Raw genomic sequence first — 25,688 nt, 5'->3', positions numbered from 1 at the left:
GCTACTCGGCGTGTTGCCGTTTCGGTGGGCTCAAACTGGGTCTGTTGTTGAGTGCTTCGGCGTCGGTGCCGGTGGTCCGGTCGTAGCCCGCGGCGATCGCGGCCAATTCCGCTGCGCTGAGCACATCTTCGATCCGGTCGAAGCCCTCGGGTGCGCGTTCGGCGACGGTATTGAGCACGGCGTCCATCGGAATATCGCGGTTGGCCAGGACAATCGCGTTCACGGTCTCGCGCCGCGCCGCCTCGTAGGCGGCCAGGCCAGCGATCGGGTCGTCGGCGGCGTCGAGCTCGCGCGCGAGTACGCGGCCGTCCAGGATGGCCTGTGAGGCGCCGTTGGAGCCGATCGGATACATCGGATGCGCCGCATCGCCGAGCAGGGTGACACGGCCAGACCCCCAGTACGGCAACGGGTCTCGGTCGACCATCGGATATTCCAGGATCTGCTCGCTGGCCGACATGAGCGCGGCCACCTCCACGCCGTCGAAACGCCACCCGGCGTAGTGCGCGAGCACGTCCGCCAGCTGTCCCGCGTGATTCCAGTCGGGTGTCGGATGCCTGGTGTCGGCGACCCGCACCTCGGCGACCCAGTTCACCAGTGCCCGCCCGCGCCGCTCGGCCGCACGGGAAATGGGGTAGACCACCAGCCGTGCCGCGGAATTGGTACCGGCCAGAATCATGCTGCGGCCGGTGAGAAAGGGTGCGGCCTCGGCGATTCCGCGCCACATCCTGATGCCGTTCCACAGCGGCCTGCCCTCGTGCGGGTGCAGCTGCGCGCGCACCGCGGAATTCAGTCCGTCGGCGCCGATCACCGCGTCCGCCGACAACACGGTGTGCACGCCGGTCACCGAATCACTGACGCGACCGGTGATTTCCGTCGTGTTCTGGGTGAAACTCTCGAAACGCAGTCCGGTGCGCACCGATGCGGCGCCGAGTCGGTCGCGGACCGCGGCGAGCAGCGCCGCCTGGAGTTCGCCACGGTGAATGGAATATTGCGGCCAGCGATATCCGGCGGCGAGACCGCGCGGAGTGCCCCAGATGCGATTTCCGTGGCGGTCGAGGTGAATCGCCTCCGCCGTGGGGATCGCGAGCTCGGCGAGCGCGTCGCCGAGTCCCAGCTCGATCAGTTCCCTGGTGGCGTGCGGCAAGAGATTGATCCCGACACCGAGCGGACGCAACTCGCTGACGCTGTCGATCACCAGCGCGTCGATGCCAGCGGCATGCAGGCTCAGCGCCGCGGTCAACCCACCGATACCGGCCCCGACGATCAGAATCTTCACGCTGCCACTCCGTGCGGGACGTAGTCGGGATTGAACCGTTCGTAGACGTGCGCGATCGCCCGACCGGCCGGGTCGACCAGCACGTATTCCTTGTAGACGCAGGGTATTTCGATCTCGTCGGCCCACCGGGTCGACCCGGTGCTCATGCGGATGCGCCCGAGCATCCGCCGTGCGGTCGCTAGCCCGTGCCCGATCGGTGTGCTGGCGTCGGTGAGGATCGAGGTGAGCTCGGAATCGCGGCAGACGACGGTGACCTCGTTGCGCGAGACCTGCGTCGCGTCGGCGGTGACCAGCACCGACCTGCGGCGAACCACGGCCTCGTCGGCCACACAACCCAGCACTTCGCGCAGGTGCGCCGGCAGCGCGCCCGCGGTGTCGCCGTGCTGGTCGACCAATTGCACCGAAAGCGCTTGGTCCAGCAATGCTTCCAACAGTCGGGTGGTCGAGCCGTCGGAACGCAACAGCATCCGCGTCACCGGAGGCAGCGCGAAACCGGCATCCTGCTCGCCGTCGATGCGGCCGAGCACGTCGACCTGCCTGCCCGCTAGCTGCCCCATGAAAACGACACTACCGACGCCCGCCGCCGAAACCAGCGGGCTGTGACGACGCTCTCCTACGGATTCACCTGCGGTTTCGTCTGTTTACGCAGGTGTGAAATCCCGGTTTCCGCAGGGGTTTCCACGCGTGAGAAGTGGCATTATGTCGCGGCGAGGATCGGTCGGCGCGGTGTCCCGAACAGCTGTCCGTCACCGTGCGCGCGTTTGAAGAAAAGGTGCGCGTCGTGTTCCCAGGTGATCGCGATGCCGCCGTGCAATTGCAGCGTCTCCGCGGCGATCGTGGACAACGCCGTGTCGCAGTGCACCCGGGCCACCCACACGTCCTCCTCGGCGGATGCGGCGTTGTCGGCGACCGCCCGAATCGCCGACTGTGCCGCCGATTTCGCCGACTCCACCAGAACATACATGTCGGCCATGCGGTGTTTGAGTGCCTGGAAGCTGCCGATCGGCCGCCCGAATTGCACCCGCGACTTGGTGTATTCCACCGTCATGTCCAGGCAGCGCTGCGCGGCACCGACCTGCTCGGCGACCAGTGCCGCCCAGGCGATGTGGCGCAACCGTGCGATGACGGGTGCCGGGTCGGCGGTGCCGAGCCGTCGCGCGGGCGTCGCATCGAAGGTGACCTCGGCCAGTGCTCGGGTGGGGTCCATGGTGGCTACCGTGCGGCGGGTCACCGTCGCGGGGTCCACCTCGAACAGGCCCGTCGGCGTGACAACGATCAACGTGCCCGCATGTGCGCCGTGGAGCACGAAATACGCTGTACCGGAAAGTATTCCGGCAGTCTCGGTAACACCGTAGCCGTCCCAGCCGTGTTCGTCCGCCCAGCACACCGCCAGCACCCGCGTACCCTCGGCGACCTCGGGCAACAGTCGGGCGCACGCTTGCTCGTCGCCCGAGAGCAGCAGCGCCTGCGCGCCGAGAATCGCCGAACCCAGCAACGGAACGTCCGCGAGGACGCGCCCCAATTCCTCCACGGCAAGGCAGGATTCGACCAGGCTGGCGCCGATACCGCCGTACTCCTCGGGAATCGCGAGCGCCGCGACGCCGATCTGTTCGCACAGTCGTCGCCACAGCGCGGTGTCGTACCCGAGTTCGGTGCGCGCGCCCGCGCGCACGGCGGCCGAATCCGCGTGCTTGACGAGCAACGCGCGGACGGAGGCGGTGAACTCCTGGAGTTCGGTGTCGGTCATGCGATTCCTCGCGGTGTCGTGGCCGGTGTGCGCAGTGCCGAGGCGATGCGCGCGCGATGGAAATCCGGTGTGCCCCATGCCGAACGTAGCGCCGTCACCTTGGTCAACCAGAGCGACAGATCGTATTCGGCGGTGTAGCCGATCGCGCCGTGCACTTGCAGCGCCGCCCGCGCCGCCCGATAGGCACCCTCGCCACAGGCGAGGGCGGCGGCCGACACATCGCGTGCGCGAGTGGGGTCGTCGAGCGTGAGCGCCGCGCGATACAGCAGCGGCTCGGCCAGATCGAGGCCGATCAGGACGTCGGCGAGCTTCTGTTTCACGGCCTGGAACTCGCCGATCGGCTTACCGAACTGCTTGCGCTGCTTGGCGTATTCGGTCGTGACGTGGAGCAGGGCTCGACCTGCGCCGAGTTGCTGTGCGGCGGCCGCGAGCGTGCCGGTGTCGAAGCCACTGGCGATGGCCTCGGCGACCTGCGGCCCCTCGGCGACCACCGCGTCGGTGTCGAGTACGAACAGTCGACGCGCCGGATCGATCGACCGGATCAGTCCCGCGCGGTGACCGACCGACAGCCGGTCACCCTCGGCTACGAGCACCACGTCGGCGACGTCGGCGTCGAGCGCGCCGGTCGTGCCGAAGGCCACGGTGCCCAGCGCCCTGCCGTCGGCGAGGCCGGGCAGCCATCGCGCCGCCGCCGCCCGGTCCGCAAGCGCCTGCAGCAGCGCGGGAATCGCGGCTGCTGTTTCTACCAGCGGGCCGGGTGCCGCCGCGCGACCGATCTCCAGGAACGCGACGACGAGATCGATCGGCTCCGCGCCGACGCCCTCGTACTGCTCCTCGACGAGCAACCCTGGCACGCCCGCGCCCGCGAGCTGGCCGAGCAGGCGGCGTCCGAACGCGGGATCACCCTTGGCCCACGCCCGCACCGCGTCGGGGGTGCGACCGGATTCGAGAATCTTGCGCACGCTGGCGCCGAAGTCGAGCTGTTCGGGACTGAGCGCGAACCTCATCGGCTGCTTCCTCTCGGTAGTCCGAGCAGCCGCTCGGCGATGATATTGCGCTGAATCTCGTTGGTTCCCGCGTAGATCGGGCCCGAGAGCGCGAACAGGTAACCGTCGGTCCACGTGCTGGCACGTTCGGCGTTCGCGCCGAGTACCTCCAGCGCGGTCTCGTGCATCGCGATATCGAGTTCCGACCAGAACACCTTGGTGATCGAGGATTCCGCGCCCAGCTTGCCGCCCTCCTCGAGCCGGGTGACAGTGCCGAAGGTGTGCAAACGGTAGGCCTCGCTGCCGAGCCAGGCGTCGACCACCTTGTCGCGCTGCGCGGTATCGGTGTCGCTGCCTTCGGTGTCGCTCCACAGTTCGATCAGGCGTGCGGCGGTGGCGCTGAAGCGACCGGGGCTGCGTAGCGAAAGGCCGCGCTCATTGCTCGAGGTGCTCATCGCTACCCGCCAGCCCTCGCCCGGCGTCCCGATGACGTCGCGGTCGGGCACGAATACGTCCTCGAGGAAGATCTCCGCGAAGCCGGGTTCGCCGTCCAACTGCGGGATCGGTCGCACCGACACACCGTCGGCCGACAGCGGAAACATCACGTAGGTCAGACCCCTGTGCCGTTCGGCCTCGGGATCGCTGCGGAACAACCCGAAGGCCCAGTCGGCGAACGCGGCCCGCGAACTCCAGGTCTTCTGGCCGCTCAGCAGCCAGCCACCCGTGGTGCGGCGCGCGCTCGACCGGATGCCCGCCAGGTCGCTGCCCGCCTCGGGTTCCGACCACGCCTGGGCCCAGATGTCGTCGCCGCGCGCCATTCTCGGCATGATGCGCGCGAGCTGCTCCGGGGTGCCGTGCTCGAAAAGGGTGGGCGCCAAGAGGAATATGCCGTTCTGGCTGACCCGCCCTGGCGCGTTCGCCGCATAGTATTCCTGCTCGAACAGCACCCACTGCAGCAGTCCGACGTCGCGCCCGCCGTACTCCTCCGGCCACGCCACCACCGAAAGCCGCGCGTCGGCGAGGGTGCGCTCCCAGTCGCGGTGCGCCTCGAACCCGGCCTTGGTGTCCATCGAGGGCAGCGTGCGTTCGGGCTTGTTGGCGGCGAGGAAATCGCGGACTTCGTGCTGAAACTCCGTGGTCGCCGCGTCGAGATCCAGATCCACTACTTCGCCCCGTCCGTGGTCGAGGTCGCCTTCATCGACTTGGCGTTCATCCCGCCGAGCGAATCGGCGCCGACCTCCGCATTGTGCGCGTGCGCGAAGTGGTGCAGCCCGAACACCGAGTCCATGCCGGTCCGCATGCCCATCTGGTCTTCGGCCTGATTCACCGCCTTCTTGGTGAGCGCGAGCCCGAACTGCGGCATGGCGGCGATCTTCTCGGCCAGCGCCCTGGTTTCGGACTCCAGTTCCTCGCGCGCCACCACCCGATTGACCATGCCCCACTCCTTGGCCTGTGCCGCGTCGAAGCGGTCGCCGGTGAACAGGAATTCCTTGGCTGCCCTTGGCCCCATCACCCAGGGGTGTGCGAAGTACTCGACGCCCGGAATGCCCATGCGCACCACGGGATCGGAGAAGAACGCGTCGTCGGAGGCGATGATCAGATCGCACACCCAGGCGAGCATGAGCCCACCGGCGATGCACGCGCCCTGCACCATCGCGATGGTCGGCTTCGGGATCTCCCGCCAGCGCCGACACATGCCCAGATACACCTCGAGCTCGCGGGCGAAGCGCTGGTCGCCGCCGACCTTGTCGACGTGGTCCCACCACAGCGCCGCCTTGTTCGGGTAGCGGATGTGGTGATCGCGGCCGGGCGTGCCGATGTCGTGCCCGGCGCTGAAGTGTTTTCCGTTGCCCGCCAACACGATCACCCCCACCTCGGGGTCTTCCACCGCCCGCTCGAACGCCGCGTCCAGCGCGTAGGTCATCACCGAGTTCTGTGCGTTGCGGTAATCGGGACGGTTGAGCGTGATGGTCGCGACACGGTCGCGCACCGCGTAGGTGACCACGTCACCCTCGTCAGGGACTGCGGGTTGCGACATTACGAATTCTCCTCGCGTAGTTGACGTTTGAGTACTTTTCCGGCGGCACTGTAGGGCAGCGAATCGCGGAACTCGACAAACCGGGGCACCTTGAAATTGGCGAGCAGGCCGGTGGCGTGCGCGAGCACCTTGTCGGCATCCAGCCGCGCGCCAGCCTTGCGCACGATGAACGCCTTGCCCACCTCACCCATCCTGGTGTCGGGCACGCCGATCACCGCGGATTCCGCGACACCCGCCAGCCGTGCCAGCGCCTGCTCGATCTCGGCGGGATACACATTGAAGCCACCGCAGATGTACATGTCCTTGAGTCGATCGGTGATCGTCAGGTACCCGCGTTCGTCGACCCTGCCGATGTCGCCGGTGTGCAGCCAGCCGTCGGCATCGATGGTCTCGGCGGTGCTTTCCGGGTCGTCGAGGTAGCCGAGCATCACGTTCGGGCCGCGCAGCAGCACCTCGTCCGCCTTGCCGAGGCGCAGTTCGAACTCGGCGATCGGACGACCGCAGGTGTTGGCGATGGTCTCGGCGTCGTCGTCGACGCGGCACATGGTGCCGAATCCGGAGGACTCCGATAATCCGTACGCGGTGATCACCACGTCGAAATCCAGTTCCGCGCGCATTCTCTCGATCAGCACCACCGGCACCGTCGCCGCACCCGTCACCGCGACGCGCAGGCTACTGAGGTCGACCTCGCCGCGGTCGGGGAAATCGAGGATGGTCTGGTAGATCGTCGGCGGTCCCGGCAGCACGGTGATGCGCTCGGTGTCGATCAGCCGCATGGTCTCCGGCACGTCGAACACCGCCTGCGGCACGATGGTCGCGCCGGTGACCAGGCACGCGAGGATCCCGGCTTTGTAGCCGAAGTTGTGGAAGAACGGGTTGACCACCAGGTAGCGGTCGTCGCGGCCGAGCGTCGCGCAGTCCGCCCACGCGCGCACCACCGACAGCGCCTGCCGATGCGCGACCAGGGTGCCTTTGCTGCGGCCGGTGGTGCCGGAGGTGAACAGGATGTCGGCGATGTCGTCGGGTTCGACGCTCGCGGCGCGCTCGATCGCCGCGCTCGCGCTGGTCTGCTCGGCGATCGCGGCGAGGTCGGCCCAGTCCAGCGCCTCCGGATCGGAGCTGGTCGTGCCCGGCTCGACCGGAATGACGATCACCGTCGCGATGGCGAGTTCCGGTGCGGCCGCGCGTAATTCCGCGATCCGGTCGCGGCGCAGAAAGGTACCCGCGATGAACAGGGCTTTCGCGTCCACCCGTGCCAGCATGTCGGCGGCCTCGGCGGCGACGTAGCGGGTGTTCAGCGGCACCAGCGCCGCGCCGACATAGTGCGCGGCCAACGCGGCGATCACCCAGTGATACGTGTTGGGCGCCCACATGGCCACCCGGTCGCCTCTGCGCACGCCGCGCGCGAGTAGGGCGCGGGCGACCACGCGCACCTCGTCGAGGAGTTGGGTCCAGTCCAGCCGGACCGTGCCGTCGGCGACCGCGGTGGCGGTGCCGAAGGCGCGCGCGGCCTCGTGCAGTGCGGCGGGTGTGGTCTGTGCAGGGGTGGTCACGGGTGTCCTTACCGTCCGTGGTGCGCGATCGGCCGGGGACTTCCGGCCAGCGCTCTACAAAGCAAGTGCTTGGTAGGTTATCCTACCGACGTGGGTGCGATCCAGACCTCAGAATCCGATACCGCCGACCGGCAATTCGCCGCCGACGTGCGCGAGTGGCTCGAAGACAGCCTGAGCGGCGAGTTCAGCGCGTTGCGCGGCCTCGGCGGCCCCGGCCGCGAACACGAGGCCTTCGACGAGCGCTTGGCATGGGACCGTCATCTGGCCGCGGCGGGGTGGACCTGCCTCGGCTGGCCGAAGCAGTACGGCGGCCGCGAAGCCACCGTGCGTCAACAGGTGATCTTCCACGAGGAGTACGCCAAGGCGAACGCCCCGGCCCGCGTGTCGCATGTGGGGGAGGAACTGCTCGGTCCCACCGTGCTCGCCTTCGGGACTCAGGCGCAGAAGGATCGTTTCCTGCCCGGCATTCGCAGCGTCGGCGAACTGTGGTGCCAGGGCTATTCCGAACCGGGCGCGGGGTCCGACCTCGCCGCGATCACCACCTCCGCGCACCTGGACGACGAAGGCTGGTCGATCAACGGCCAGAAGATCTGGACCTCGCTGGCGCACGTGGCCGACTGGTGCTTCGTCGTCGCGCGCACCGAGCGCGGCTCCCAGCGCCACAAGGGCCTGTCCTACCTGCTGGTTCCGATGAAGCAGCCGGGCATCGAGGTGCGTCCGATCGTGCAGCTGACCGGAACCTCGGAATTCAACGAGGTGTTCTTCGACAACGCGCGCACCGACGCCGACCTCGTCATCGGCGAACCCGGTGCGGGCTGGCGGATCGCGATGGGAACACTCACCTTCGAACGCGGCATCTCCACCCTGGGCCAGCAGATCCGATTCGCCAGAGAACTCGGCGATATCGAGGCAATGGCACAGCGCACCGGCGCCGCCGACGACCCGCTGATCGCCGACCGAATCGACCACGCGTGGGTGGGCCTGCGCGTGCTGCGCGCGCACGCCATCCGCACCATGCAGGACACCGGCTCCGGCACCGACGAAGGCGGCCAGGCCTCGGTGGCGAAGCTGCTATGGGCCAACTGGCATCGCGGACTCGGCGAACTCGCCATGGCGATCCGCGGGCCCGCGGGCCTGGTGGCCGGTACCGACGACGACCTGGACGAATGGCAGCGGATGTATCTGTTCACCCGCGCCGACACCATCTACGGAGGTTCGAACGAAGTGCAGCGCAACATCATCTCCGAGCGCGTGCTCGGCCTGCCCCGCGAGGCCCGCCCATGACCGAGAACGCGCGCCCACTCTCGGTGGCCCCCGAGCCGATTCCCGGCCACGGATTGCTGACCGGCCGCACGGCCGTCATCACCGCGGCGGCGGGCACCGGCATCGGTTCCTCGACGGCACGCAGGCTCCTGTCCGAGGGGGCCGACGTGGTGGTCTCCGATTGGCACGAGCGGCGCCTCGGTGCGACCGCCGAGGAATTGTCGGCCGAATTCCCGGATCGTCGGGTCGCCGCGATCGTCTGTGACGTGCAGAGCACCGCGCAGGTCGACGCACTGGTGCGCGGCGCGGCCGACGCGCTCGGCCGGGTCGACATCATGGTCAACAATGCCGGTCTGGGCGGCGAGACCCCCGTGGTCGACATGACCGACGAGCAGTGGGACCGCGTCCTCGACATCACCCTCAACGGCACCTTCCGCTGCACCCGCGCCGCGCTCGGCTACTTCCGCGACGCGGGCCACGGCGGCGTGATCGTCAACAACGCCAGCGTGCTGGGGTGGCGCGCGCAGCACGGACAAGCGCACTACGCCGCGGCCAAGGCGGGCGTGATGGCGCTGACCAGGTGCAGTGCCGTGGAGGCCGCCGAACTCGGGGTGCGGATCAATGCCGTGGCGCCGAGTATCGCCAGGCACGCGTTCCTCGACAAGGTGAGTTCGACCGAACTGCTCGACCGGTTGTCCGAGCGAGAGGCGTTCGGCCGCGCCGCCGAGCCGTGGGAGGTCGCCGCCACCATCGCCATGCTGGCCAGCGATTACACCTCGTATCTGACCGGAGAGGTGGTCTCGGTCAGCAGCCAACGTGCCTGACCAGGGTCAGTTTCCGCCGTTTTCGTAGTCGGGCATGACCCATTCGCCCCTCGGGTTCTGCGGCAGGTGCGCGCCGTCGACCTCGAACGACACGACCACGTGACCCGGCCCGGTGACCGCGTGCGGCTCCGCGCCGTAGTGCCGGTAGCCGGTGCCGGTCATCTCCTGGACGACGGTGCCGGTCCTGCCGTTGTCGAGGTTGCTCCAGTGGCCGGTGACGGTCACCCGGCAGTCGCCGACGCCCCACATGGTGGTCTGGAAGTTGATGATCGCGCCACCGTCGGCGAGACCGCCGTGGCCGACGCTCGGGTCGATGCGCGCGCCGCACAGGCCGGAGTTCGCGAGCGTGAAAATGGTGTCCCAGGATTGCTGATCGCTCTCGGCGGCGGCGGGTGCCGCCGCGAGGGCCAGTGGTGCGGCGACGAGGGCCGTGGCGGTGATCAGTCGGGTCGCGGTGGTGCGGATACTCATGAAACCCCTTCAGGATTCGAGCGGATTCTACGGCCGTGATTCCGGTGCGGTTCGCGTAATGGCGCACGCGTGAATTCCCGCGGCGAAACGAAATATCCTACGATTTCGCCGGGTTATGGTACCGACCGAAACTCCAAGCGCAAGTCTGCGTTTGACGTGTTGTGTGGAATTTCGGTATCACGTCCGTGCGTGTTACACGCGGCGTTTTCGGCCATTGCGCGCCCACACTCGCGAATAGTCCGTTGATCAGTAAAAATGCCGCGCAATCCTGGTCGAGGATGTGCCATGCTGAATGGGATCGAATCCGCATTCGTACGAAGGGGCGATGGCTATGGATCCTGATCGCCCAGCTGGCCGGGGACTAGAGGTGGTGTTTCGCGATCTGACCTCCGCCAGGCGTCGACTACATAATCTCGAGTTGGCCGCGCTCACCCTCGGTGCGGAACTCATCGAGCACGGTTCCGAACGCGCGACGGCCACCCGTGCCGCGCAAATTCTCGAACAACGGATGGTCGAGCGGCGCGTGGTCGATCAGCACCGCCGGGGTTCTACCGAATACGTGCCCGCTTCGGTCGATTCGCCCGAATTGGATCCCTATCGTGCGCGCGGAGAATCCGATTCGTGGTCCGGCTTGCGTGGACGCGGCGTGGTCGAACCCGATCCCGGTCGGCGGCGCCAGCAGGAACGCTTGCGTGCGGTGCGGTTCGATCTGCTCGCGGTCTTGGCGCGGTGCCGCAGGTACCGATTCGACAATGCGGCCTTTACCGAGGAAATCGCGCGCGGATTATGTGCCGCCACAGACAAATTGGGGGCGGGGTCGGATTCGGAGGTCTTTCGGGTCTGGCAGCGGGGCATGCTGCTGCGGCTGTTCGAGGAACCCACGCCGCACGGTCGGCCGTGCGCGTTCGCGGTGCTGGACGCCGGGCAGGGTCGGGCGCCGTTGATCATTGAATGGGACAGTTGCGAACGGCGACTCGCGTTGGTTTCACGGATGGCGCGCGCGGGGATCTCCCCGGTCGCGATCTGTGATCGTCTGCTCACCGACCTGTCGATAGCCTCGCCGCTGAGGTACTCCCTGCGCTGAGCGTTTTCGTAGCGGTTGCGCGAGCGATTTTCCAGGGCGGTTTCGAGCGTTCGCGGCCGTCGCCGCCGATCGCGCGGCTTTACCAAGCAAATGCTTGGTTGTATCATGACGGGGTGACCGCACCCGAGGCCCCCAAATCCACCCGGCGCGGCGAGCTGCTCGGCCTCGCGGCGCAACTGTTCGCCGAGCGCGGCCTGCGCGCCACCACCGTGCGCGACATCGCCGACGCCGCGGGCATCCTCTCCGGCAGTCTCTACCACCACTTCGACTCCAAGGAATCGATGGTCGACGAGATTCTGCGCGGCTTCCTCGACGACCTGTTCGGGCGTTACCGCGAAATCGTCGCCGAGGGACTCAGCTCGCGAGACACGTTGGAAGCCTTGGTGATCGCCTCCTACGAGTCGTTCGACCGCTGGCACGCCGCCGTCGCGATCTACCAGGCCGAAGCCAAGCGGCTCAGCGAGTCCGAACGCTTCACCTACATCGCCGAATACAACCGCGAATTCCGCGCGCTGTGGCATCAGGTGCTCGCCAACGGCGTCGCGGACGGCAGCTTCCGTGCCGAACTCGATGTCGAACTGGCCTACCGATTCCTGCGGGACACGGTATGGGTCGCCGTGCGCTGGTACCAGCCGGGCGGCGGCACCATCACCGTCGACAACCTCGCCAAGCAGTACCTGACCATCGTGCTCGACGGGCTCACCGCTTCTCGGGCGCCCGGCGAATGAACCAGCCGACGACCACCGCGCGCCCGAACCACCGGGTCGCCGACCACACCGCGTAGGAGTTCCCATGTCAGCACCGTCCCGTCGCCCGTACACCCCGTTACGCGATGCCTACGTCATCGACGCCGTGCGCACCCCCATCGGCAAACGCGGCGGCGCACTGGCCGAGGTACACCCTGCCGACCTCGGGGCTGCCGCGCTGCGCGGCCTGCTCGACCGCAACTCCGTAGACCCGGCACGCGTCGACGACGTGATCGTCGGCTGCGTCGACAACATCGGTCCGCAGGCGGGCAATATCGGTCGCACCGCATGGTTGGCCGCCGGTTATCCCGAAGAGGTGCCCGGCGTGACCGTCGACCGGCAGTGCGGCTCCAGCCAACAGGCCATCAATTTCGGCGCGCAGGCCATCATGAGTGGTACCGCCGAGGTGATCGTCGCGGGCGGTGTGCAGAACATGAGCGCGTTGCCGATCTCGTCGGCGATGCTCGCGGGCCGCGAGTACGGCTTCGAGTCGCCGTTCGTCGGCTCGCAGGGGTGGGACCACCGCTACGGCACCGATGAGGTATCCCAGTTTCGCGGAGCGCAGCTCATCGCCGAAAAGTGGGGTGTGACCCGAGAAGATATGGAGCGCTGGGCATTACGCTCGCACGAGCGTGCTCGCGACGCGATCAAGAACGGCCGCTTCGACAACGAGATCGTCCCGGTCGGCGACTTCTGGATCGACCAGGGGCCGCGCGAGACCAGCCTGGAGAAGATGGCGACCCTCTCGCCGCTGACCGAGGGCAGCCCGCTCACCGCGGCCGTGGCCAGCCAGATCTCCGACGGCGCGAGCGCCACCCTGCTCGCCTCGGACTGGGCGGTCGAGGAATTCGGCCTGCGACCGCGGGCGCGCGTCCACCACGTCAGCGCACGCGGCGCCGACCCGATCTTCATGCTCACCGCCCCCATCCCCGCGACCAAATGGGCGCTGCGACAGACCGGGCTCGGCATCGAGGACATCGACGTCGTCGAGATCAACGAGGCCTTCGCCTCGGTCGTGCTCGCATGGTTGCAGGAGACCGGCGCCGACCCAGCCAAGGTCAATGTCAACGGTGGCGCGATCGCGCTCGGTCACCCCCTGGGTGCCACCGGAGCGAAGCTCTTCGCCACCCTGCTCAACGAGTTGGAGCGCGTGGAAGGCCGCTACGGTCTGCTCGTCATCTGCGAGGGCGGCGGAACGGCCAACGTCACGATCATCGAGCGACTCTAGGCGCCGCCGCTCACTGCTTCGGGCCGATCGCCTCCGGCGGTGCCGTAGGCGGCGACCTCGCTCATGGTGTTGGCGATCTCGTTGCGGTCGAAGCGCATCGCGATCACGGCATTGGCGCCGAATGCCATGGCGTGCTGACACATTCGCATGATCGCTTCGTGGCACGAGTGGTAGAGCAACTGGGTGCACTCGGTGACTTCGCCGCCGCCGAGGGAGCCGAAACCCGCGCTGATATTCGACCCGAGGCTTCGGCTGCGCACGGTGAGCCCCGCGACCTCGCCGAATTTCGGACGATCTCGCTGCCCGGCACATCGTTCATGGTGGAGACCAGGATCGGATATGCCGATGGCGGCGGGCCCTGTGGCCGCTGCGGTGCGGGCGGTTGTTGCTGGTAGCCGGGAAACTGCCCATAAGGCGGTGGCTGCGGTGGCATCGGTTGGTTCGCCGGCGGATCCTACGACCCGGTGTCAGGCAACGGTTTTGATCGGTTCTCGCTCGCTCGATCCCGAGGGGTCACGCAAGGTGCGTCGCCAGACCAGGAAGCCCCAGGCTACGAAACCCGCGTAGATCAGGTACAGCGCGGCCGAGGGGTAGTAGCCAGCCTTGACCAGCAGCGGTATCCCGACGAGGTCGACGGCGATCCAGATCAACCAGAATTCGGCCAGCCCCACGGCCATGCCGTAGGTCGCCAGAATCGAGCCGGTGAAGATCCATGCCTCGGCCAAGGGGCCGTAGGAGCCGAGGGCGGAGAACAACTGGGCGAACGCGACGGTGCCGACGAGCATGGCGAGGACCATCACGATCCGCTCGCGCCGACTCGCCCACCGTGGTCGCACACCGCGCTGTTCGGTCTCGGCGTGGGCGTGCCGACGCCAGCTCCACCAGCCGTAGACACTGACCAGCACGAACAGCAGCTGCCGGCCGGCCTGGCCAGCCATGTTCAGCTGTTGCGGGGTATGGAAGATCCCGCCGACGAACACGGTGAACAGCAGCGCGTTCCCCGCGATGCCGACCGGCCACGCCCATACTCGCCGCCGCATGCCACCGATGGCCGAGCCGAGGCCGAAGCCGTTGCCGATCACTTCGCGCCAGAGAATCTCCGACCCGGCGATGTGCAGCTTGGCGTCGAGCAGCGCGATGATCGGGTTCACCTGTTGTGCAACCAGCGAGCGTGCCTATCTCATCCTGATCGGGGTCGACCGGCCGAGTTCGGGAAATCGAGCGCGCCTCGGTGACCAGCCGGTCGAGTCGTCCCGACCCGGAATCAGTGTGTCAGACAGCGGCTTTCGTGGTCGGATCGGCATTGGCGGTGGGCAGTCCCTGGCGTCCGCCGCGTGCGGCGAGTAGTTCCGCGGCGATCGCCACCGCTACCTCCGCCGCCGAACGCGCGCCGAGTTCGAGCCCGGCCGGTGAGTGCAACCGGGCCAGGAGCGCCTCGCCGAAACCGCCGGCCCGCAGGTCGTCCATGCGTTGCGCGTGCGCGGTGCGCGATCCCATCGCGCCGAGATAGCCGAGTTCCTGTAACCGCAGCGCGACGGTGAGCAGGGGAATCTCGAACATCGGATCGTGTGCGGTGAGCACGATGGCCGTGTCGGCGCCGACCTCGCCCGCGGCGGTCATGGTGTTGAGGTAGCGGTGCGGCCAGTCCACCACGACCTCCGCGCCGGGGAACGCCTCGGGGCGCGCGGCACTCGCGCGCGAATCGCAGATGGTGACCCGGTAACCGATCAGCCTGGCCTGCACGGCCAACGCGGCGGCAAAGGAATTGGCGCCGAAGATCAGCAGCCGAGGCGCGGGCGCGTGTGAGGCGACGAACACATCCGAATCCGGCAGCGCCACCAACTCGGTCGCATGCCGTTTGTCGGTAATCAGATGTTGGCCGATGAGACCCGGCTCGGAATTCCACACCACGGTGAACACCGTAACCCGCCGATTGGCTCTGAGTTCCGCGGCGACATCGGGGAATTCGGGAAAGTGCTGGCGGGAGAACGGCTCGGTGAACACGTCCATCATGCCGTCGCCCACGCCGGAATCGGTGGGGGCGGACACGCTGTAGCGGTGGGTCGCGCGCCGACCTGTCCGCGCCGCCTGCAAGACCGCCTCGTAGGCGATTTCGTCGAGGCCGCCCGCGGCCATGGCGCCGTGCACATTGCCTTCGGGGTCGATCAACATGTTCGCGCCGACCGGAAGTGGTGCGGCGCCGAGTGTGCGCACCACCGTGCCGAGCCCACCGGTCCGGCCCGAATGCCATGTCCGCAAAAGGTCGTCGACGATGTCGCGCATCAGTTCGCTCCGATCACCGTGCGGAGCTGGCCGGGAACTCGCGATCGACGCCCGTCACCACCTCTGCGCACGTGACGCACACCATATCTTCGTTGGTTGGGGAATATGTGCGAGCTCACCGATCTCCTTCAGTCACCACGTAATACCCGGGGTGCGCTTGTGAATAGCCACAACACCGCGCCGATCGGTGTTGTGGGACATCGGTTTCCGTGCTGCGCACATCGGGGAGTCCCGAATCGGCGTGCGTGATTCGCGCCGGCGGCCGGGGTCCTCGTGCTGGATGGCCGGGGTGTGCGGCGGCGGCATGCGCGTAACGGTAATCCCGTGCCGATCCCCGCGCAGGCGGAGAAACCGTTATTCATCTGGGCAAACGGCGGATTGCATGCTGGTGGATCGTCGACGGGGCGGCGCGTGCTGTGGTGCGGGTCGGTCGGTCGAGGGTGGGCGCGAGCGGGACCGGGTCCGCGTGTGCGCCCCGGCGAACGTCCTTCGGGGCGGTCGGCGGTTCGCGGGTCTCGCCGGCACCGTCCGGTTTGCGGCGAGGATGCGCACGGGTGTGGCGCGCGCAATACTGGGCGCCCGCCCCTAGTTGTGAGTGTGGTCACAGTCGAGCGGCGGTGGCGCACTGGGAGTCGCCTCGGTCTCCGAGCGTAAACAGTACGGGCGTTACGCTAAAGTCCCACGTCAGCGCTACCGGCCGGTAGGTCTTGCGTCCGCAATTAACTCGCAAATTTTGCAAAGTTAGCAACAGGGACTGCGAACCTAGCTGAGATTTACATTAACGACAGGTAGACGACGTATTTGTCGTGTGCCATCGTATGGAAGTACACCCCGTTGGCCTAGCAAGCCTGCAAATTAACGCTCCAGCAGTTCGATTGACCCGTAGTCGGGTAAAGCCTGACTACATCGAGCCGACCACCGCATGGAGCCAATTGACCGAACGAGGAAGTGGAGTCAGAGATGTCGACCACCGGCACCCCGAAGACCGCCGCGGAAATCCAGCAGGACTGGGACACCAACCCCCGCTGGAAGGGCGTCACCCGTAACTACACCGCGGAGCAGGTCGCCAAGCTCCAGGGCAACGTGGTCGAGGAATCCACGCTGGCTCGGCGCGGCGCGGAGGTCCTCTGGGACCTCGTCAACAACACCGACTACATCAACTCGCTCGGCGCGCTGACCGGCAACATGGCCGTCCAGCAGGTGCGCGCGGGCCTGCAGGCCATCTACCTGTCGGGCTGGCAGGTCGCCGGTGACGCGAACCTCTCCGGCCACACCTACCCCGACCAGAGCCTCTACCCGGCCAACTCGGTGCCCGCCGTGGTCCGCAGGATCAACAACGCGCTGCTGCGCGCCGACGAGATCGCCGCCGTCGAGGGCGACACCTCGGTCAAGAACTGGCTGGCCCCGATCGTCGCCGACGCCGAAGCCGGTTTCGGCGGCGCGCTCAACGCCTACGAGCTACAGAAGGCCATGATCGCCGCCGGTGCCGCCGGTGTGCACTGGGAAGACCAGCTCGCCTCGGAGAAGAAGTGTGGCCACCTCGGTGGCAAGGTGCTCATCCCGACCCAGCAGCACATCCGCACCCTGACCTCCGCGCGCTTGGCCTCCGACGTCGCCGACGTGCCCTCGGTCATCATCGCGCGCACCGACGCCGAGGCCGCCACGCTGATCACCAGCGACGTGGACGACCGCGACAAGCAGTTCCTGGACGGCACCCGCACCGCCGAAGGCTTCTACGGCGTGAAGAACGGTATCGAGCCCTGCATCGCCCGCGCCAAGGCCTACGCGCCGTACGCGGACCTGATCTGGATGGAGACCGGCAAGCCGGACCTCGAGATCGCCAAGAAGTTCGCCGAATCCGTGCGCAGCGAGTTCCCCGACCAGCTGCTGGCCTACAACTGCTCGCCGTCGTTCAACTGGAAGGCGCACCTGGACGACGCCACCATCGCGAAGTTCCAGAAGGAACTCGGCGCGATGGGCTTCAAGTTCCAGTTCATCACCCTGGCCGGCTTCCACTCGCTCAACTACGGCATGTTCGACCTGGCCTACGGCTACGCCCGCGAGGGCATGACCGCCTACGTCGACCTGCAGGAGCGCGAGTTCGCGGCCGAGGAGCGCGGCTACACCGCCACCAAGCACCAGCGTGAGGTCGGCGCGGGCTACTTCGACCTGATCGCCACCACCGTTGACCCGAACACCTCGACGGCGGCGCTGAAGGGCTCCACCGAAGAGGGCCAGTTCCACTGAGTTGTCTTCGCGGCGCGGTGAATTCGCCGCGCCGCGTGGCACAGCCGAATATTTTGATTCCTCTACGCAGGTAGGGGTGTACCGCCCTCCCCGTTGGAACAGCCCTCAGCGGGGAGGGCATCCCTATATTTTGGTCAAGTGAAGGCGCTCACACCTGAGCTCACCTTCCCACCACCACCCGACAGCCAGACAACCAGCAGGAGCGGGACGTGAGCAGCGAGAAGATTCAGCGCGTCGGAGTAATCGGCGCCGGACAGATGGGTGCCGGAATCGCAGAGGTGTGCGCTCGCGCGCACGTCGATGTGCTCGTCTACGAACAGACCAGGGAACTGGCCGCCGCGGGCCGCGCCCGCATTCTGCGTTCACTCGACCGTGGCGTCAGCAGCGGCAAGATCACCGAGCGCGAACGCGAACAGGCCGCGTGGCGGTTGCGTTTCACCTCTGACCTCGGTGATTTCGCCGATCGTCAGCTGGTCGTCGAGGCCGTGCTCGAGGACGAGGCGGTGAAGACCGCCATCTTCGCCGAGCTCGACAAGGTGGTCACCGACCCTTCGGCGGTGCTGGCCTCCAACACCTCCTCGATCCCGATCATGAAGGTCGCCGTCGCCACCCAGACCCCCGAGCGGGTGCTCGGCATGCACTTCTTCAACCCCGTGCCGGTGCTGCCGCTTGTCGAGCTGGTCACCACGCTCAAGACCAGCGACGAGGTGTCCAAGCGCGCCGAATTGTTCGCCGGTGAGGTGCTCGGCAAGCAGGTCGTGCGCTCGGCCGACCGTTCCGGGTTCGTGGTCAACGCGCTGCTGGTGCCGTACCTGCTCTCGGCCATCCGCATGGTCGAATCCGGATTCGCCACCAAGGAAGACGTCGACAAGGCCATGGTGCTCGGCTGTGCGCACCCGATGGGTCCGCTGGCATTGACCGACCTCGTCGGCCTCGACACCGTGCGCTCGATCGCCGACTCGATGTACCACGAGTTCAAGGAACCGCTCTACTCCGCGCCGCCGCTGCTCATGCGTATGGTCGAGGCGGGATTGCTCGGGAAGAAGGCCGGAGCCGGTTTCTACCAGTACAACCGGGCGTGACTTCGCCCCCGAGCGACCGACAAAGAGCAACCCAGTAGTCAGCGCGTGCGGCGTCCATTCCGCTCGAGGGGCGGAACGGACGCCGCACAGCCATCGAAGGGAGCATCGCGCTCATGGTGAACGTGACCGACGGCTACGGATCGAGCGTTCTCGGCTACCCGAGGATCGGACCGCACCGGGAACTCAAACGGGCGCTCGAGGCGTACTGGCACGGCACCCTGCCCAAGGCCGAACTGCTTGCCGTCGGCCGCGACATCCAGGACCGACAGTTCAGTGAGCTGGCGGCCACCGGCTTGACGCAGGTCCCCGGCAATACCTTCTCCTTCTACGACCATGTGCTCGACAACGCGCTGCTGTTCGGCGCGGTCCCGCGGCGGTTCGAGCCCTACCGTGCGGAATTGGACGAGCTCGACTTCTACTTCCTGATGGCGCGCGGACGGCCCGATGTGCCGCCGCTGGAGCTGGTGCGGTTCTTCGGCACCAACTACCACTACCGTCAGCCGGAACTCGACGCCGACACCGAATTCTCGCTGCACCCCGAAGCCCTGCTCGCGGAATGGGATCGGGCCTTCGAGCAGAACATCGAACAGCGGCCGGTGCTGCTCGGCCCGGTGTCGTTGCTGCTGCTCTCGAAGGCGGGGCAGGTTCCCGGCGCGACCGAATTCGACACGCTGAGCCTGCTGGACAAGCTGCTGCCGGTCTACGAGCAGCTGTTCGAGATACTGGCCAAGCGCGGCGCGACCTGCGTGCAGCTCGACGAGCCCGCGTTCACCAGTGAGCGCACACCCGCCGAACTCGCCGCGTTCGAGCGTGCCTACCAACAACTTTCGACCGCGCCGCTGCGCCCGCGCATCCTGGTCACCGGGCAGTACGGTGATTTCGGCCCCGCGCTGCGCATCCTCGCCGCCTCCAATGTGGAGGCCATCGGACTGGATCTGGCCAGCCACCGCATCAGCCCCGACGATCTGGCCGAGGTGCCGGGTATTCGGCGCAAGCGCCTGTACGCGGGCGTGATCAACGGTCGCAATGTGTGGCGCGCCGACCGCCACGTGACGCTCGAATACCTCAACGGACTGGCCAAGGTGTGTCCCGACCTGGTCGTCTCCACCGGGACAACGCTGCTGCACGTGCCATACGACGTGCTCACCGAGTACGACATCGAAGGCAATGTCGCCGACCGCCTCGCTTTCGCGAAACAAAAAGTGGGCGAGGTGGTTTCGCTCGCCAAGGCGCTCACCGAAGGTCCGTCGGATCGGTGGCGCAAGCGGCCGACCGAGGTGCACTTCAAGCAGAAACACGCGGTGCGCCAACGGGTTTACGCCGTCACGCCGGACATGCGCACCCGCGAGCCCTACGAGGTGCGGCGCAAGGCGCAGCAGGAGGCGTTGAATCTGCCGCCGGTGCCAGCCACCACGCTCGGCTCATTCCCACAGACCGACCGCATCCGCCAGGCTCGTCACGAACTCGGGCAGGGGCGACTGTCCTACGACGAGTACCGCAAGCGGATCGAAGCCGAGATCGAGGCGACGATTCGACTACAGGAAGACATCGGCCTCGATGTGCTCGTGCACGGTGAACACGAGCGCAACGACATGATCCAGTACTTCGCGGAATTACTGGACGGCTTCGCCACCACGCACTTCGGCTGGGTGCAGGTGTACGGGTCGCGGGCGGTGCGTCCGCCGATTCTCTACGGCGACGTGTCGCGACCGGCGCCGATGTCGGTGGAGTGGATCGGTTACGCGCAGTCCTTGACCGACAAGCCGGTCAAGGCGATCGTCACCGGACCGGTCACCATGCTCGCGCGCTCGTTCGTCCGCCAGGACCTGCCGTTGCACGAGACCGCCGACCAGGTGGCGCTCGCCATTCGGGACGAGGTGGTGGATCTGGAGCGTGCCGGGATCTCGATCATCCAGGTCGACGAGCCCGCGATTCGCGAGATGCTGCCGCTGCGTGATGTGGGCAGGCACGAGTTCCTGCGGTGGGCGGTCGGCGCGTTCCGGCTGGCCACCTCGGGGGTAAAGCCGCGAACCCAGATCCATACCCACATCAGCTATTCCGGTCGTTCCGAGGTCGTGGACGCGCTGGAGGAACTGGATGCCGACGTCACCGCGATCGTCGCGACCAGGTCGATCGAGTGGGTGCTGCGCGCGCTGAAGGAGGATCGCGAGGGGGGCCACGGCCTGAGCCATGGCGTCGGCCCCGGGGTATACGAGAGCAGGTCCGCGCGCATCCCCGACATCGATGAGTTGGACGAATCGCTGACCGCCGCCGCCGAGGCGGTAAGCCCGGATCGGCTGTGGGCCAACCCCGACGGCGGTTTGAAGACCAGGCACTACTGGCAACTGGAACCGTCGCTGCGCAACTTGGTGGCAGCAGCCCGGCGAGTGCGCCGCCGCGTTCTCGCCGAGTCCGAGGACTGACTCCCGGCGAATTCGTCAGGCCGCCGCCATGTTCCATCGACATGGCGGCGGCCTGACGCCGCTACCCCGATCGTGTCGGGTATGTGTCGCATCATGGATGGTATGGAAAACGGGAACGACACGTGGCCGGACACACTCCAGGTCGCGCAGGTCCGTATCGCGCGTCCGACCGACCGGCTCGCGGAGATCGTGCACTTCTACGTCGAGGGCCTCGGCCTGCGTGAGCTCTATCGTTTCGAGAACCACGCGGACTACCACGGCGTCATGCTCGGCCTGCCCGGCGCCGGATATCACCTCGAATTCACCAGCCATGTCGACGGCAGCCCCGGCGCCGCGCCGAGCGCGGAAAACCTTCTCGTGCTGTACTTTCGCGACGAGTCGGCGATGGGTGCTGTGGCCACGCGGCTCGGTGAATTCGGTGTCGAACCGGTCGAGCCGGAGAACCCCTACTGGATCGAACACGGCGGGCTGACCTTCGAGGACCCCGACGGTTGGCGAGTGGTACTGATGCCGCGCACAGTGTTCTGATTCGGACCTGAAACGCATTGCGCCGCACCAAAAATGGTGCGGCGCAGGCTTTTCGGTTATATAAGCGCTACATCGTCGCGGTGTCGATGACGAAGCGGTAGCGCACGTCGCTGGCGACCACGCGGTCGTAAGCCTGGTCGATCTGGTCGGCGGAGATCACCTCGATCTCCGCGCCGATGCCGTGCTCGGCGCAGAAGTTCAGCATCTCCTGGGTTTGCGGGATGCCGCCGATCATCGAACCCGCCAGCGAGCGTCGACCGTTGGCGAGATTGAAAGTCTGCACGCTCAGCGGCTTTTCGGGAAGTCCGAGCAGGACCAGGGTGCCGTCGACGCGTAGCAGGCGCAGGTAGTCGTCCAGCGGCAGATTCGCCGACACGGTATTGATGATCAGGTCGAAATGGCCGCGCAGATCCTTGAACGTCTGCTTGTCGGCGGTCGCGTAGTAGTGCTGCGCGCCGAACAGCTTGCCGTCGTCCTGCTTGCTCAGGGACTGACTCAGCACCGTGACCTCGGCACCGAGCGCCGCGGCGATCTTCACACCGACGTGGCCGAGACCGCCCATGCCGATGATCGCGACCCGCTTGCCCGGCCCGGCACCCCAGTGCCGCAGCGGCGAGAACAGCGTCACGCCCGCGCACAGCAGCGGTGCGGCCGCGTCCAGGCCGATGCCCTCGGGGATCGTGACGACGAAGTTGTCGGTCACCACCACCTGTGTCGAGTAACCACCCAGGGTGTGGCCGCCGGGTTGCACGGCTTCGCCAACGGGGGTGTTGTAGGTCATCGTCGCGCCGCGCTGGCAGTATTGCTGCTCCCCGGCCCGGCACGGCTCACACTCACCGCACGAGTCCACCATGCAGCCGACGCCGACTCGGTCGCCGACGCGGTGGCCGCTGACCTCGGATCCGACCGCGGCGACGATGCCCGCGATCTCGTGGCCGGGAACGCACGGGTACTTCGTGCCGCCGCCCCATTCGTTGCGGGCGGTATGGATATCGGAGTGGCAGATGCCCGCGTACTTGATATCGATCAACACATCATGCGGACCGAGGTCTCGGCGTTCGATCGTCACCTTCTCGAAGGAACCATCGGCGGCGGACACACCGTAAGCAGCAGCTGTACTCATATGTACATGCCTACCGTCGCATGGGTGCCGTTGCCAACATGACAAAAAACATGGTGGTCCGCGGAATTCCGGTGACAATGGAATGCGGGAAGCCGACCGGGCGGAGGCGACATGAGACACCAACCGCACGGGGGACGCGCACTCACGACGGTCATCGTCGCCATGTTGGCGATCGCGGCCTTTCTCGCATATCGCGGTGAACTGCCCGGCTTCCGGGCCAGCGGCACCGCGGACACCACCGACGTGGCGACACTGACCGCGCCGGAGCCCCCACTCGACCAGGCAGCCGTCGCGGCGGCGGTGGATCCGGTCCTGGTCGATATCAAAGCCTCCACCGGCACGTTCGGCCTGTCTTCGGCCGGGTCGGGCATCGTGCTCACCGCCGACGGACAGGTGTTGACCAGCCACCATGTCGTCAAGGGCGCGGACAGGGTGACCGTCACCGATGTCGGCAACGGCAAGCTCTATACGGCCTCGGTGCTCGGTTACGACTCGACCGCAGACATCGCGTTGCTCGCGCTGGCCGGCGCGTCGGGACTACCGGCAGCGAAACTCGGCTCCTCGGCGCAGCTGCGGCTGCGTCAGCAGGTGCTCGCCCTCGGCAATGCCGGTGGCGTCGGCGGCACACCCACCGCGGTCGCCGGTCTGATCACCGATCTCGACAGCACCATCGTGGCGTTGAACGCCGCAGATCTTTCCCGCAAGGCGCTGACCGGCGTACTGGAGGTTTCCGCCGCGGTGAGCCCTGGGCAGTCCGGCGGTGCGGTGGTGGACCGTGCCGGCTCGGTGATCGGTGTGATCGCGGCGGCCTCCGGTGAGCACGAGGGCGGTGCCGATCGCGCACCGAGCGGTTACGCCGTGCCGATCGACGCGGCCATGAACATCGTCGAGCAGATCCGCTCCGGCACACCCACCGAACGGGTGCACGTCGGCCCCACCGCGACGCTCGGCGTGCTGATCTCCGATGCGGAATCCGGAGGTGCGCGGATCGATCTGACGATCTACGGCCAACCCGCCCAGCGCGCCGGACTGGCCGAGGGTGAGGTGATCACCGCGTTGGACGGTCGGGCGATCGCCTCGGCGCGTGCGTTGCGGGAGGCGATCAATGTGCGCAAGCCCGACGACGTCGTGACGTTGGAGATCACCGAGGCCGAGGGGGGCGTGCGCACCGTGCCGGTCGTCCTCGTGCTCGGCAGCCCGAACTGAGCCGACCGACTAGACCAATGACAGCCAGTAGTCCTGGAACCGCAGGAAGATCAGCAGCAGCACGACCGCGTAGAACACCGCGACGATCGTCCAACGCCACTGTGCGAGGATGCCGAGCGGTCCCGTCGAGCGGCCCCACAGCTGCTGGGTTGTCACCGCGAGCAGCGGCGTGATGATCGCCCACACCACCATGCAGTAGGGGCACAGCGCGTTGATCCGGTACAGGCTCTGGAAGATCAGCCAGCCGATGAACACGACACCGAGCAGATTGCCCAGCCAGAGCCCACCCCAGATCCAGCGCGGGAACACCACACCGGCCAGCGCGAGCACCGCGAGGGTGACCACCACCGAGAAGCCGACGATGCCGATCAGTGGATTCGGAAACCCGAAGACGGCGGCCTGATCGGTCACCATCACCGAGCCGCAGGACAGGATCGGGTTGATACTGCACGAGGGCGTGTAGTTGGGATCCATGAACAGCTTGAACCGTTCGATGGTCAACGCCATCGCCGCGATCCAGCCCGCGAGTCCGCCGATCAGGAGGACCCACGCGGCCCTGGGGGAAACCGTACTCATTTCGCGGCGGCGGCAATCGCCGGCGCGATGCCGCCGGGGGTGAAGAGGTCCTGGCTGTTTTCCAGCTGCTTACCGTTGATGAACACCGACGGTGTCGACTTGATGCCGCTTCCGAGCGCCTCCTGGGTGCGCGCCTGCACGTACTTGTCGAACTTGCGGTCGGTGATGCATTGCGCGACACCGGGATCGGTGTAGCCGTTCTGCTCGGCGATCTGGATCAGCTGCTCGTCGGTGAGACCGGCGCCGCCCTCGGGGGGCTGCTGGGTGTACATCGAGGTCAGCCAGGTCAGGTACTTGGCGGGGTCGGACTCGGCGACGCAGTAGGAGGCGTTCGCCGCGCGCGAGGAGTACTGCGTGGAGGAGCTCTTGTCCAGGAACGCGATCAGGTTGTATTCGACCGCCGCGGTGCCGTTGTGCACGGCGTCCTCGATGACCTTGGCGTTGGCGCCCTCGAAGCCCTGGCAGGCCGGGCATTGCAGGTCGGCGACAACGCGGACGGTGGCCTTGGCGTCGGGCTTGCCGAGCCGGATCGAGCCGTTGTCGGTGAGGCTCGCCGGGACATCGGCCGTGCCCGCGGGGATCTGTGGCGTCGCGCCGGGAGCGTCCTTCTCCGATTTCTTCACCGCGATACCGATACCGATGGCGGCGATCAGTGCGATCAGGACGACGGCTACCGCCACCTGAATGAGGATCGTGCGGTTGCGGTCGGCGCGACTGGCCGCCAGCAGCGGATTGTTCTTCGCACCCCGGTTTGTGCTCACCGTGCGTTCACCACGCCTTTCGCTTGCCTGCAGGTTCGTGCGTCACGATGGTAGATCGCATACCCCGTCGTGCCACCGCCGACATCATCGCGGGTGAACCTGAGAGATTGCGAAATATCGGTCGCGATGGACGAGATGCCCAGGGTAGTACTGGTGACATGACTGCTATCGGGGCCGTTTTTCGTCCGCATAATCCGCCGGAACGACTCCGTGCGTCGGCGTTACTGGCCGAGGCGACGGAAC

At 67.1% G+C, this 25,688-nt stretch carries 23 protein-coding genes and 1 pseudogene; 10 read left to right on the top strand and 14 right to left on the bottom strand.

The window, feature by feature from the left end:
• Position 1: 1 nt before the first annotated feature.
• From ABEA50_RS04120 to ABEA50_RS04090, 7 genes are all read right to left on the bottom strand, one after another.
• A complete protein-coding gene (locus ABEA50_RS04120; protein ID WP_345493658.1) occupies positions 2 to 1,276 on the bottom strand; it encodes a flavin-dependent oxidoreductase in 1,275 nt (424 codons plus the stop codon).
• The gene (locus ABEA50_RS04115; RefSeq protein WP_345493656.1) at positions 1,273 to 1,833 is read right to left on the bottom strand and encodes a chorismate--pyruvate lyase family protein; all 561 of its coding nucleotides are present in this window, start codon (positions 1,831 to 1,833) and stop codon (positions 1,273 to 1,275) included. The genes ABEA50_RS04120 and ABEA50_RS04115 overlap by 4 nt, the downstream gene beginning before the upstream one ends.
• A 140-nt stretch (positions 1,834 to 1,973) precedes the next feature.
• Positions 1,974 to 3,023, bottom strand: a complete 1,050-nt coding sequence (locus tag ABEA50_RS04110) for an acyl-CoA dehydrogenase family protein (protein ID WP_345493654.1) — start codon at positions 3,021 to 3,023, stop codon at positions 1,974 to 1,976.
• Positions 3,020 to 4,030: an acyl-CoA dehydrogenase family protein gene (locus tag ABEA50_RS04105; protein WP_345493653.1), complete on the bottom strand. Its 1,011-nt coding sequence runs from the start codon at positions 4,028 to 4,030 to the stop codon at positions 3,020 to 3,022. The genes ABEA50_RS04110 and ABEA50_RS04105 overlap by 4 nt, the downstream gene beginning before the upstream one ends.
• Positions 4,027 to 5,172 (bottom strand): acyl-CoA dehydrogenase family protein, encoded by a 1,146-nt coding sequence (locus tag ABEA50_RS04100; RefSeq protein WP_345493652.1) that lies wholly within the window; start codon positions 5,170 to 5,172, stop codon positions 4,027 to 4,029. The genes ABEA50_RS04105 and ABEA50_RS04100 overlap by 4 nt, the downstream gene beginning before the upstream one ends.
• Complete coding sequence (locus ABEA50_RS04095) at positions 5,172 to 6,047, bottom strand: enoyl-CoA hydratase (RefSeq protein ID WP_345493651.1); 876 nt, start codon at positions 6,045 to 6,047, stop codon at positions 5,172 to 5,174. The genes ABEA50_RS04100 and ABEA50_RS04095 overlap by 1 nt, the downstream gene beginning before the upstream one ends.
• On the bottom strand, positions 6,047 to 7,600 hold the full coding sequence (locus ABEA50_RS04090; protein WP_345493650.1) for a FadD3 family acyl-CoA ligase: 1,554 nt from the start codon (positions 7,598 to 7,600) through the stop codon (positions 6,047 to 6,049). Before ABEA50_RS04090 ends, ABEA50_RS04095 begins: the two co-directional genes overlap by 1 nt.
• A 90-nt stretch (positions 7,601 to 7,690) precedes the next feature.
• Between ABEA50_RS04090 and ABEA50_RS04085 the strand changes: the two genes are divergently transcribed.
• Both ABEA50_RS04085 and ABEA50_RS04080 read left to right on the top strand, forming a co-directional pair.
• Positions 7,691 to 8,884, top strand: a complete 1,194-nt coding sequence (locus ABEA50_RS04085; RefSeq protein WP_345493649.1) for an acyl-CoA dehydrogenase family protein — start codon at positions 7,691 to 7,693, stop codon at positions 8,882 to 8,884.
• The gene (locus ABEA50_RS04080) at positions 8,881 to 9,687 is read left to right on the top strand and encodes an SDR family oxidoreductase (protein WP_345493648.1); all 807 of its coding nucleotides are present in this window, start codon (positions 8,881 to 8,883) and stop codon (positions 9,685 to 9,687) included. The genes ABEA50_RS04085 and ABEA50_RS04080 overlap by 4 nt, the downstream gene beginning before the upstream one ends.
• A 6-nt stretch (positions 9,688 to 9,693) precedes the next feature.
• On the opposite strand, the gene ABEA50_RS04075 is transcribed toward ABEA50_RS04080, so the two are convergent.
• Positions 9,694 to 10,158, bottom strand: a complete 465-nt coding sequence (locus tag ABEA50_RS04075; RefSeq protein ID WP_345493647.1) for a hypothetical protein — start codon at positions 10,156 to 10,158, stop codon at positions 9,694 to 9,696.
• A 325-nt stretch (positions 10,159 to 10,483) separates the two neighbouring features.
• Between ABEA50_RS04075 and ABEA50_RS04070 the strand changes: the two genes are divergently transcribed.
• From ABEA50_RS04070 to ABEA50_RS04060, 3 genes are all read left to right on the top strand, one after another.
• The gene (locus ABEA50_RS04070) at positions 10,484 to 11,242 is read left to right on the top strand and encodes a hypothetical protein (RefSeq protein ID WP_345493646.1); all 759 of its coding nucleotides are present in this window, start codon (positions 10,484 to 10,486) and stop codon (positions 11,240 to 11,242) included.
• Positions 11,243 to 11,355: 113 nt separating this feature from the next.
• The gene (locus ABEA50_RS04065; protein WP_345493645.1) at positions 11,356 to 11,970 is read left to right on the top strand and encodes a TetR/AcrR family transcriptional regulator; all 615 of its coding nucleotides are present in this window, start codon (positions 11,356 to 11,358) and stop codon (positions 11,968 to 11,970) included.
• Positions 11,971 to 12,034: 64 nt separating this feature from the next.
• Complete coding sequence (locus ABEA50_RS04060; RefSeq protein ID WP_345493644.1) at positions 12,035 to 13,216, top strand: acetyl-CoA C-acetyltransferase; 1,182 nt, start codon at positions 12,035 to 12,037, stop codon at positions 13,214 to 13,216.
• On the opposite strand, the pseudogene ABEA50_RS04055 reads toward ABEA50_RS04060, so the two are convergent.
• The 3 genes and pseudogenes from ABEA50_RS04055 to ABEA50_RS04045 all read right to left on the bottom strand — a co-directional run bounded on the left by ABEA50_RS04055 (position 13,213) and on the right by ABEA50_RS04045 (position 15,499).
• Positions 13,213 to 13,550: pseudogene (locus tag ABEA50_RS04055) on the bottom strand (YbjQ family protein). The gene ABEA50_RS04060 and the pseudogene ABEA50_RS04055 overlap by 4 nt on opposite strands.
• Before the next feature lie 133 nt (positions 13,551 to 13,683).
• A complete protein-coding gene (gene pnuC, locus ABEA50_RS04050; protein ID WP_345493643.1) occupies positions 13,684 to 14,367 on the bottom strand; it encodes a nicotinamide riboside transporter PnuC in 684 nt (227 codons plus the stop codon).
• 121 nt (positions 14,368 to 14,488) lie between these two features.
• Positions 14,489 to 15,499 carry an XdhC family protein gene (locus ABEA50_RS04045; protein WP_345493642.1) on the bottom strand — a complete coding sequence of 337 codons (1,011 nt, stop codon included), beginning with the start codon at positions 15,497 to 15,499 and terminating at the stop codon, positions 14,489 to 14,491.
• A gap of 960 nt (positions 15,500 to 16,459) precedes the next feature.
• Here ABEA50_RS04045 and aceA point away from each other — a divergent pair.
• From aceA to ABEA50_RS04025, 4 genes are all read left to right on the top strand, one after another.
• Positions 16,460 to 17,746 carry an isocitrate lyase gene (gene aceA, locus ABEA50_RS04040; protein ID WP_345493641.1) on the top strand — a complete coding sequence of 429 codons (1,287 nt, stop codon included), beginning with the start codon at positions 16,460 to 16,462 and terminating at the stop codon, positions 17,744 to 17,746.
• 209 nt (positions 17,747 to 17,955) lie between these two features.
• The gene (locus ABEA50_RS04035; RefSeq protein WP_345493640.1) at positions 17,956 to 18,828 is read left to right on the top strand and encodes a 3-hydroxybutyryl-CoA dehydrogenase; all 873 of its coding nucleotides are present in this window, start codon (positions 17,956 to 17,958) and stop codon (positions 18,826 to 18,828) included.
• 113 nt (positions 18,829 to 18,941) lie between these two features.
• Positions 18,942 to 21,251 carry a 5-methyltetrahydropteroyltriglutamate--homocysteine S-methyltransferase gene (gene metE / locus ABEA50_RS04030; RefSeq protein ID WP_345493639.1) on the top strand — a complete coding sequence of 770 codons (2,310 nt, stop codon included), beginning with the start codon at positions 18,942 to 18,944 and terminating at the stop codon, positions 21,249 to 21,251.
• 102 nt (positions 21,252 to 21,353) lie between these two features.
• Positions 21,354 to 21,779 (top strand): VOC family protein, encoded by a 426-nt coding sequence (locus ABEA50_RS04025; protein ID WP_345493637.1) that lies wholly within the window; start codon positions 21,354 to 21,356, stop codon positions 21,777 to 21,779.
• A 67-nt stretch (positions 21,780 to 21,846) separates the two neighbouring features.
• On the opposite strand, the gene ABEA50_RS04020 is transcribed toward ABEA50_RS04025, so the two are convergent.
• The gene (locus ABEA50_RS04020) at positions 21,847 to 22,902 is read right to left on the bottom strand and encodes an NAD(P)-dependent alcohol dehydrogenase (protein ID WP_345493635.1); all 1,056 of its coding nucleotides are present in this window, start codon (positions 22,900 to 22,902) and stop codon (positions 21,847 to 21,849) included.
• Positions 22,903 to 23,013: 111 nt separating this feature from the next.
• Between ABEA50_RS04020 and ABEA50_RS04015 the strand changes: the two genes are divergently transcribed.
• A complete protein-coding gene (locus tag ABEA50_RS04015) occupies positions 23,014 to 24,108 on the top strand; it encodes a S1C family serine protease (RefSeq protein WP_345493634.1) in 1,095 nt (364 codons plus the stop codon).
• Between the two features lie 9 nt (positions 24,109 to 24,117).
• On the opposite strand, the gene ABEA50_RS04010 is transcribed toward ABEA50_RS04015, so the two are convergent.
• The gene (locus ABEA50_RS04010) at positions 24,118 to 24,684 is read right to left on the bottom strand and encodes a vitamin K epoxide reductase family protein (protein ID WP_345493633.1); all 567 of its coding nucleotides are present in this window, start codon (positions 24,682 to 24,684) and stop codon (positions 24,118 to 24,120) included.
• The gene (locus ABEA50_RS04005) at positions 24,681 to 25,445 is read right to left on the bottom strand and encodes a DsbA family protein (protein ID WP_345493632.1); all 765 of its coding nucleotides are present in this window, start codon (positions 25,443 to 25,445) and stop codon (positions 24,681 to 24,683) included. The genes ABEA50_RS04010 and ABEA50_RS04005 overlap by 4 nt, the downstream gene beginning before the upstream one ends.
• Between the last annotated feature and the right edge of the window lie 243 nt (positions 25,446 to 25,688).

Origin of the sequence: Nocardia callitridis, assembly GCF_039543305.1 — a bacterium.
Taxonomy (GTDB): domain Bacteria; phylum Actinomycetota; class Actinomycetes; order Mycobacteriales; family Mycobacteriaceae; genus Nocardia; species Nocardia callitridis.
The sequence above is the reverse complement of the archived record's forward strand: the minus strand, read 5'-3'. Positions and strand labels throughout refer to the sequence as shown.

Excerpts from the sequence above, each read along its gene's own strand:
- ABEA50_RS04115 (WP_345493656.1), bottom strand. The coding sequence starts at position 1,833 with ATGGGGCAGCTAGCGGGCAGGCAGGTCGACGTGCTCGGCCGCATCGAC.
- aceA (WP_345493641.1), top strand. The coding sequence starts at position 16,460 with ATGTCGACCACCGGCACCCCGAAGACCGCCGCGGAAATCCAGCAGGAC.
- ABEA50_RS04025 (WP_345493637.1), top strand. The coding sequence starts at position 21,354 with ATGGAAAACGGGAACGACACGTGGCCGGACACACTCCAGGTCGCGCAG.
- ABEA50_RS04020 (WP_345493635.1), bottom strand. The coding sequence starts at position 22,902 with ATGAGTACAGCTGCTGCTTACGGTGTGTCCGCCGCCGATGGTTCCTTC.
- ABEA50_RS04070 (WP_345493646.1), top strand. The coding sequence starts at position 10,484 with ATGGCTATGGATCCTGATCGCCCAGCTGGCCGGGGACTAGAGGTGGTG.
- ABEA50_RS04095 (WP_345493651.1), bottom strand. The coding sequence starts at position 6,047 with ATGTCGCAACCCGCAGTCCCTGACGAGGGTGACGTGGTCACCTACGCG.
- ABEA50_RS04075 (WP_345493647.1), bottom strand. The coding sequence starts at position 10,158 with ATGAGTATCCGCACCACCGCGACCCGACTGATCACCGCCACGGCCCTC.
- metE (WP_345493639.1), top strand. The coding sequence starts at position 18,942 with ATGGTGAACGTGACCGACGGCTACGGATCGAGCGTTCTCGGCTACCCG.
- ABEA50_RS04110 (WP_345493654.1), bottom strand. The coding sequence starts at position 3,023 with ATGACCGACACCGAACTCCAGGAGTTCACCGCCTCCGTCCGCGCGTTG.
- ABEA50_RS04060 (WP_345493644.1), top strand. The coding sequence starts at position 12,035 with ATGTCAGCACCGTCCCGTCGCCCGTACACCCCGTTACGCGATGCCTAC.
- ABEA50_RS04045 (WP_345493642.1), bottom strand. The coding sequence starts at position 15,499 with ATGCGCGACATCGTCGACGACCTTTTGCGGACATGGCATTCGGGCCGG.
- ABEA50_RS04080 (WP_345493648.1), top strand. The coding sequence starts at position 8,881 with ATGACCGAGAACGCGCGCCCACTCTCGGTGGCCCCCGAGCCGATTCCC.
- ABEA50_RS04015 (WP_345493634.1), top strand. The coding sequence starts at position 23,014 with ATGAGACACCAACCGCACGGGGGACGCGCACTCACGACGGTCATCGTC.
- ABEA50_RS04105 (WP_345493653.1), bottom strand. The coding sequence starts at position 4,030 with ATGAGGTTCGCGCTCAGTCCCGAACAGCTCGACTTCGGCGCCAGCGTG.
- ABEA50_RS04010 (WP_345493633.1), bottom strand. The coding sequence starts at position 24,684 with ATGAGTACGGTTTCCCCCAGGGCCGCGTGGGTCCTCCTGATCGGCGGA.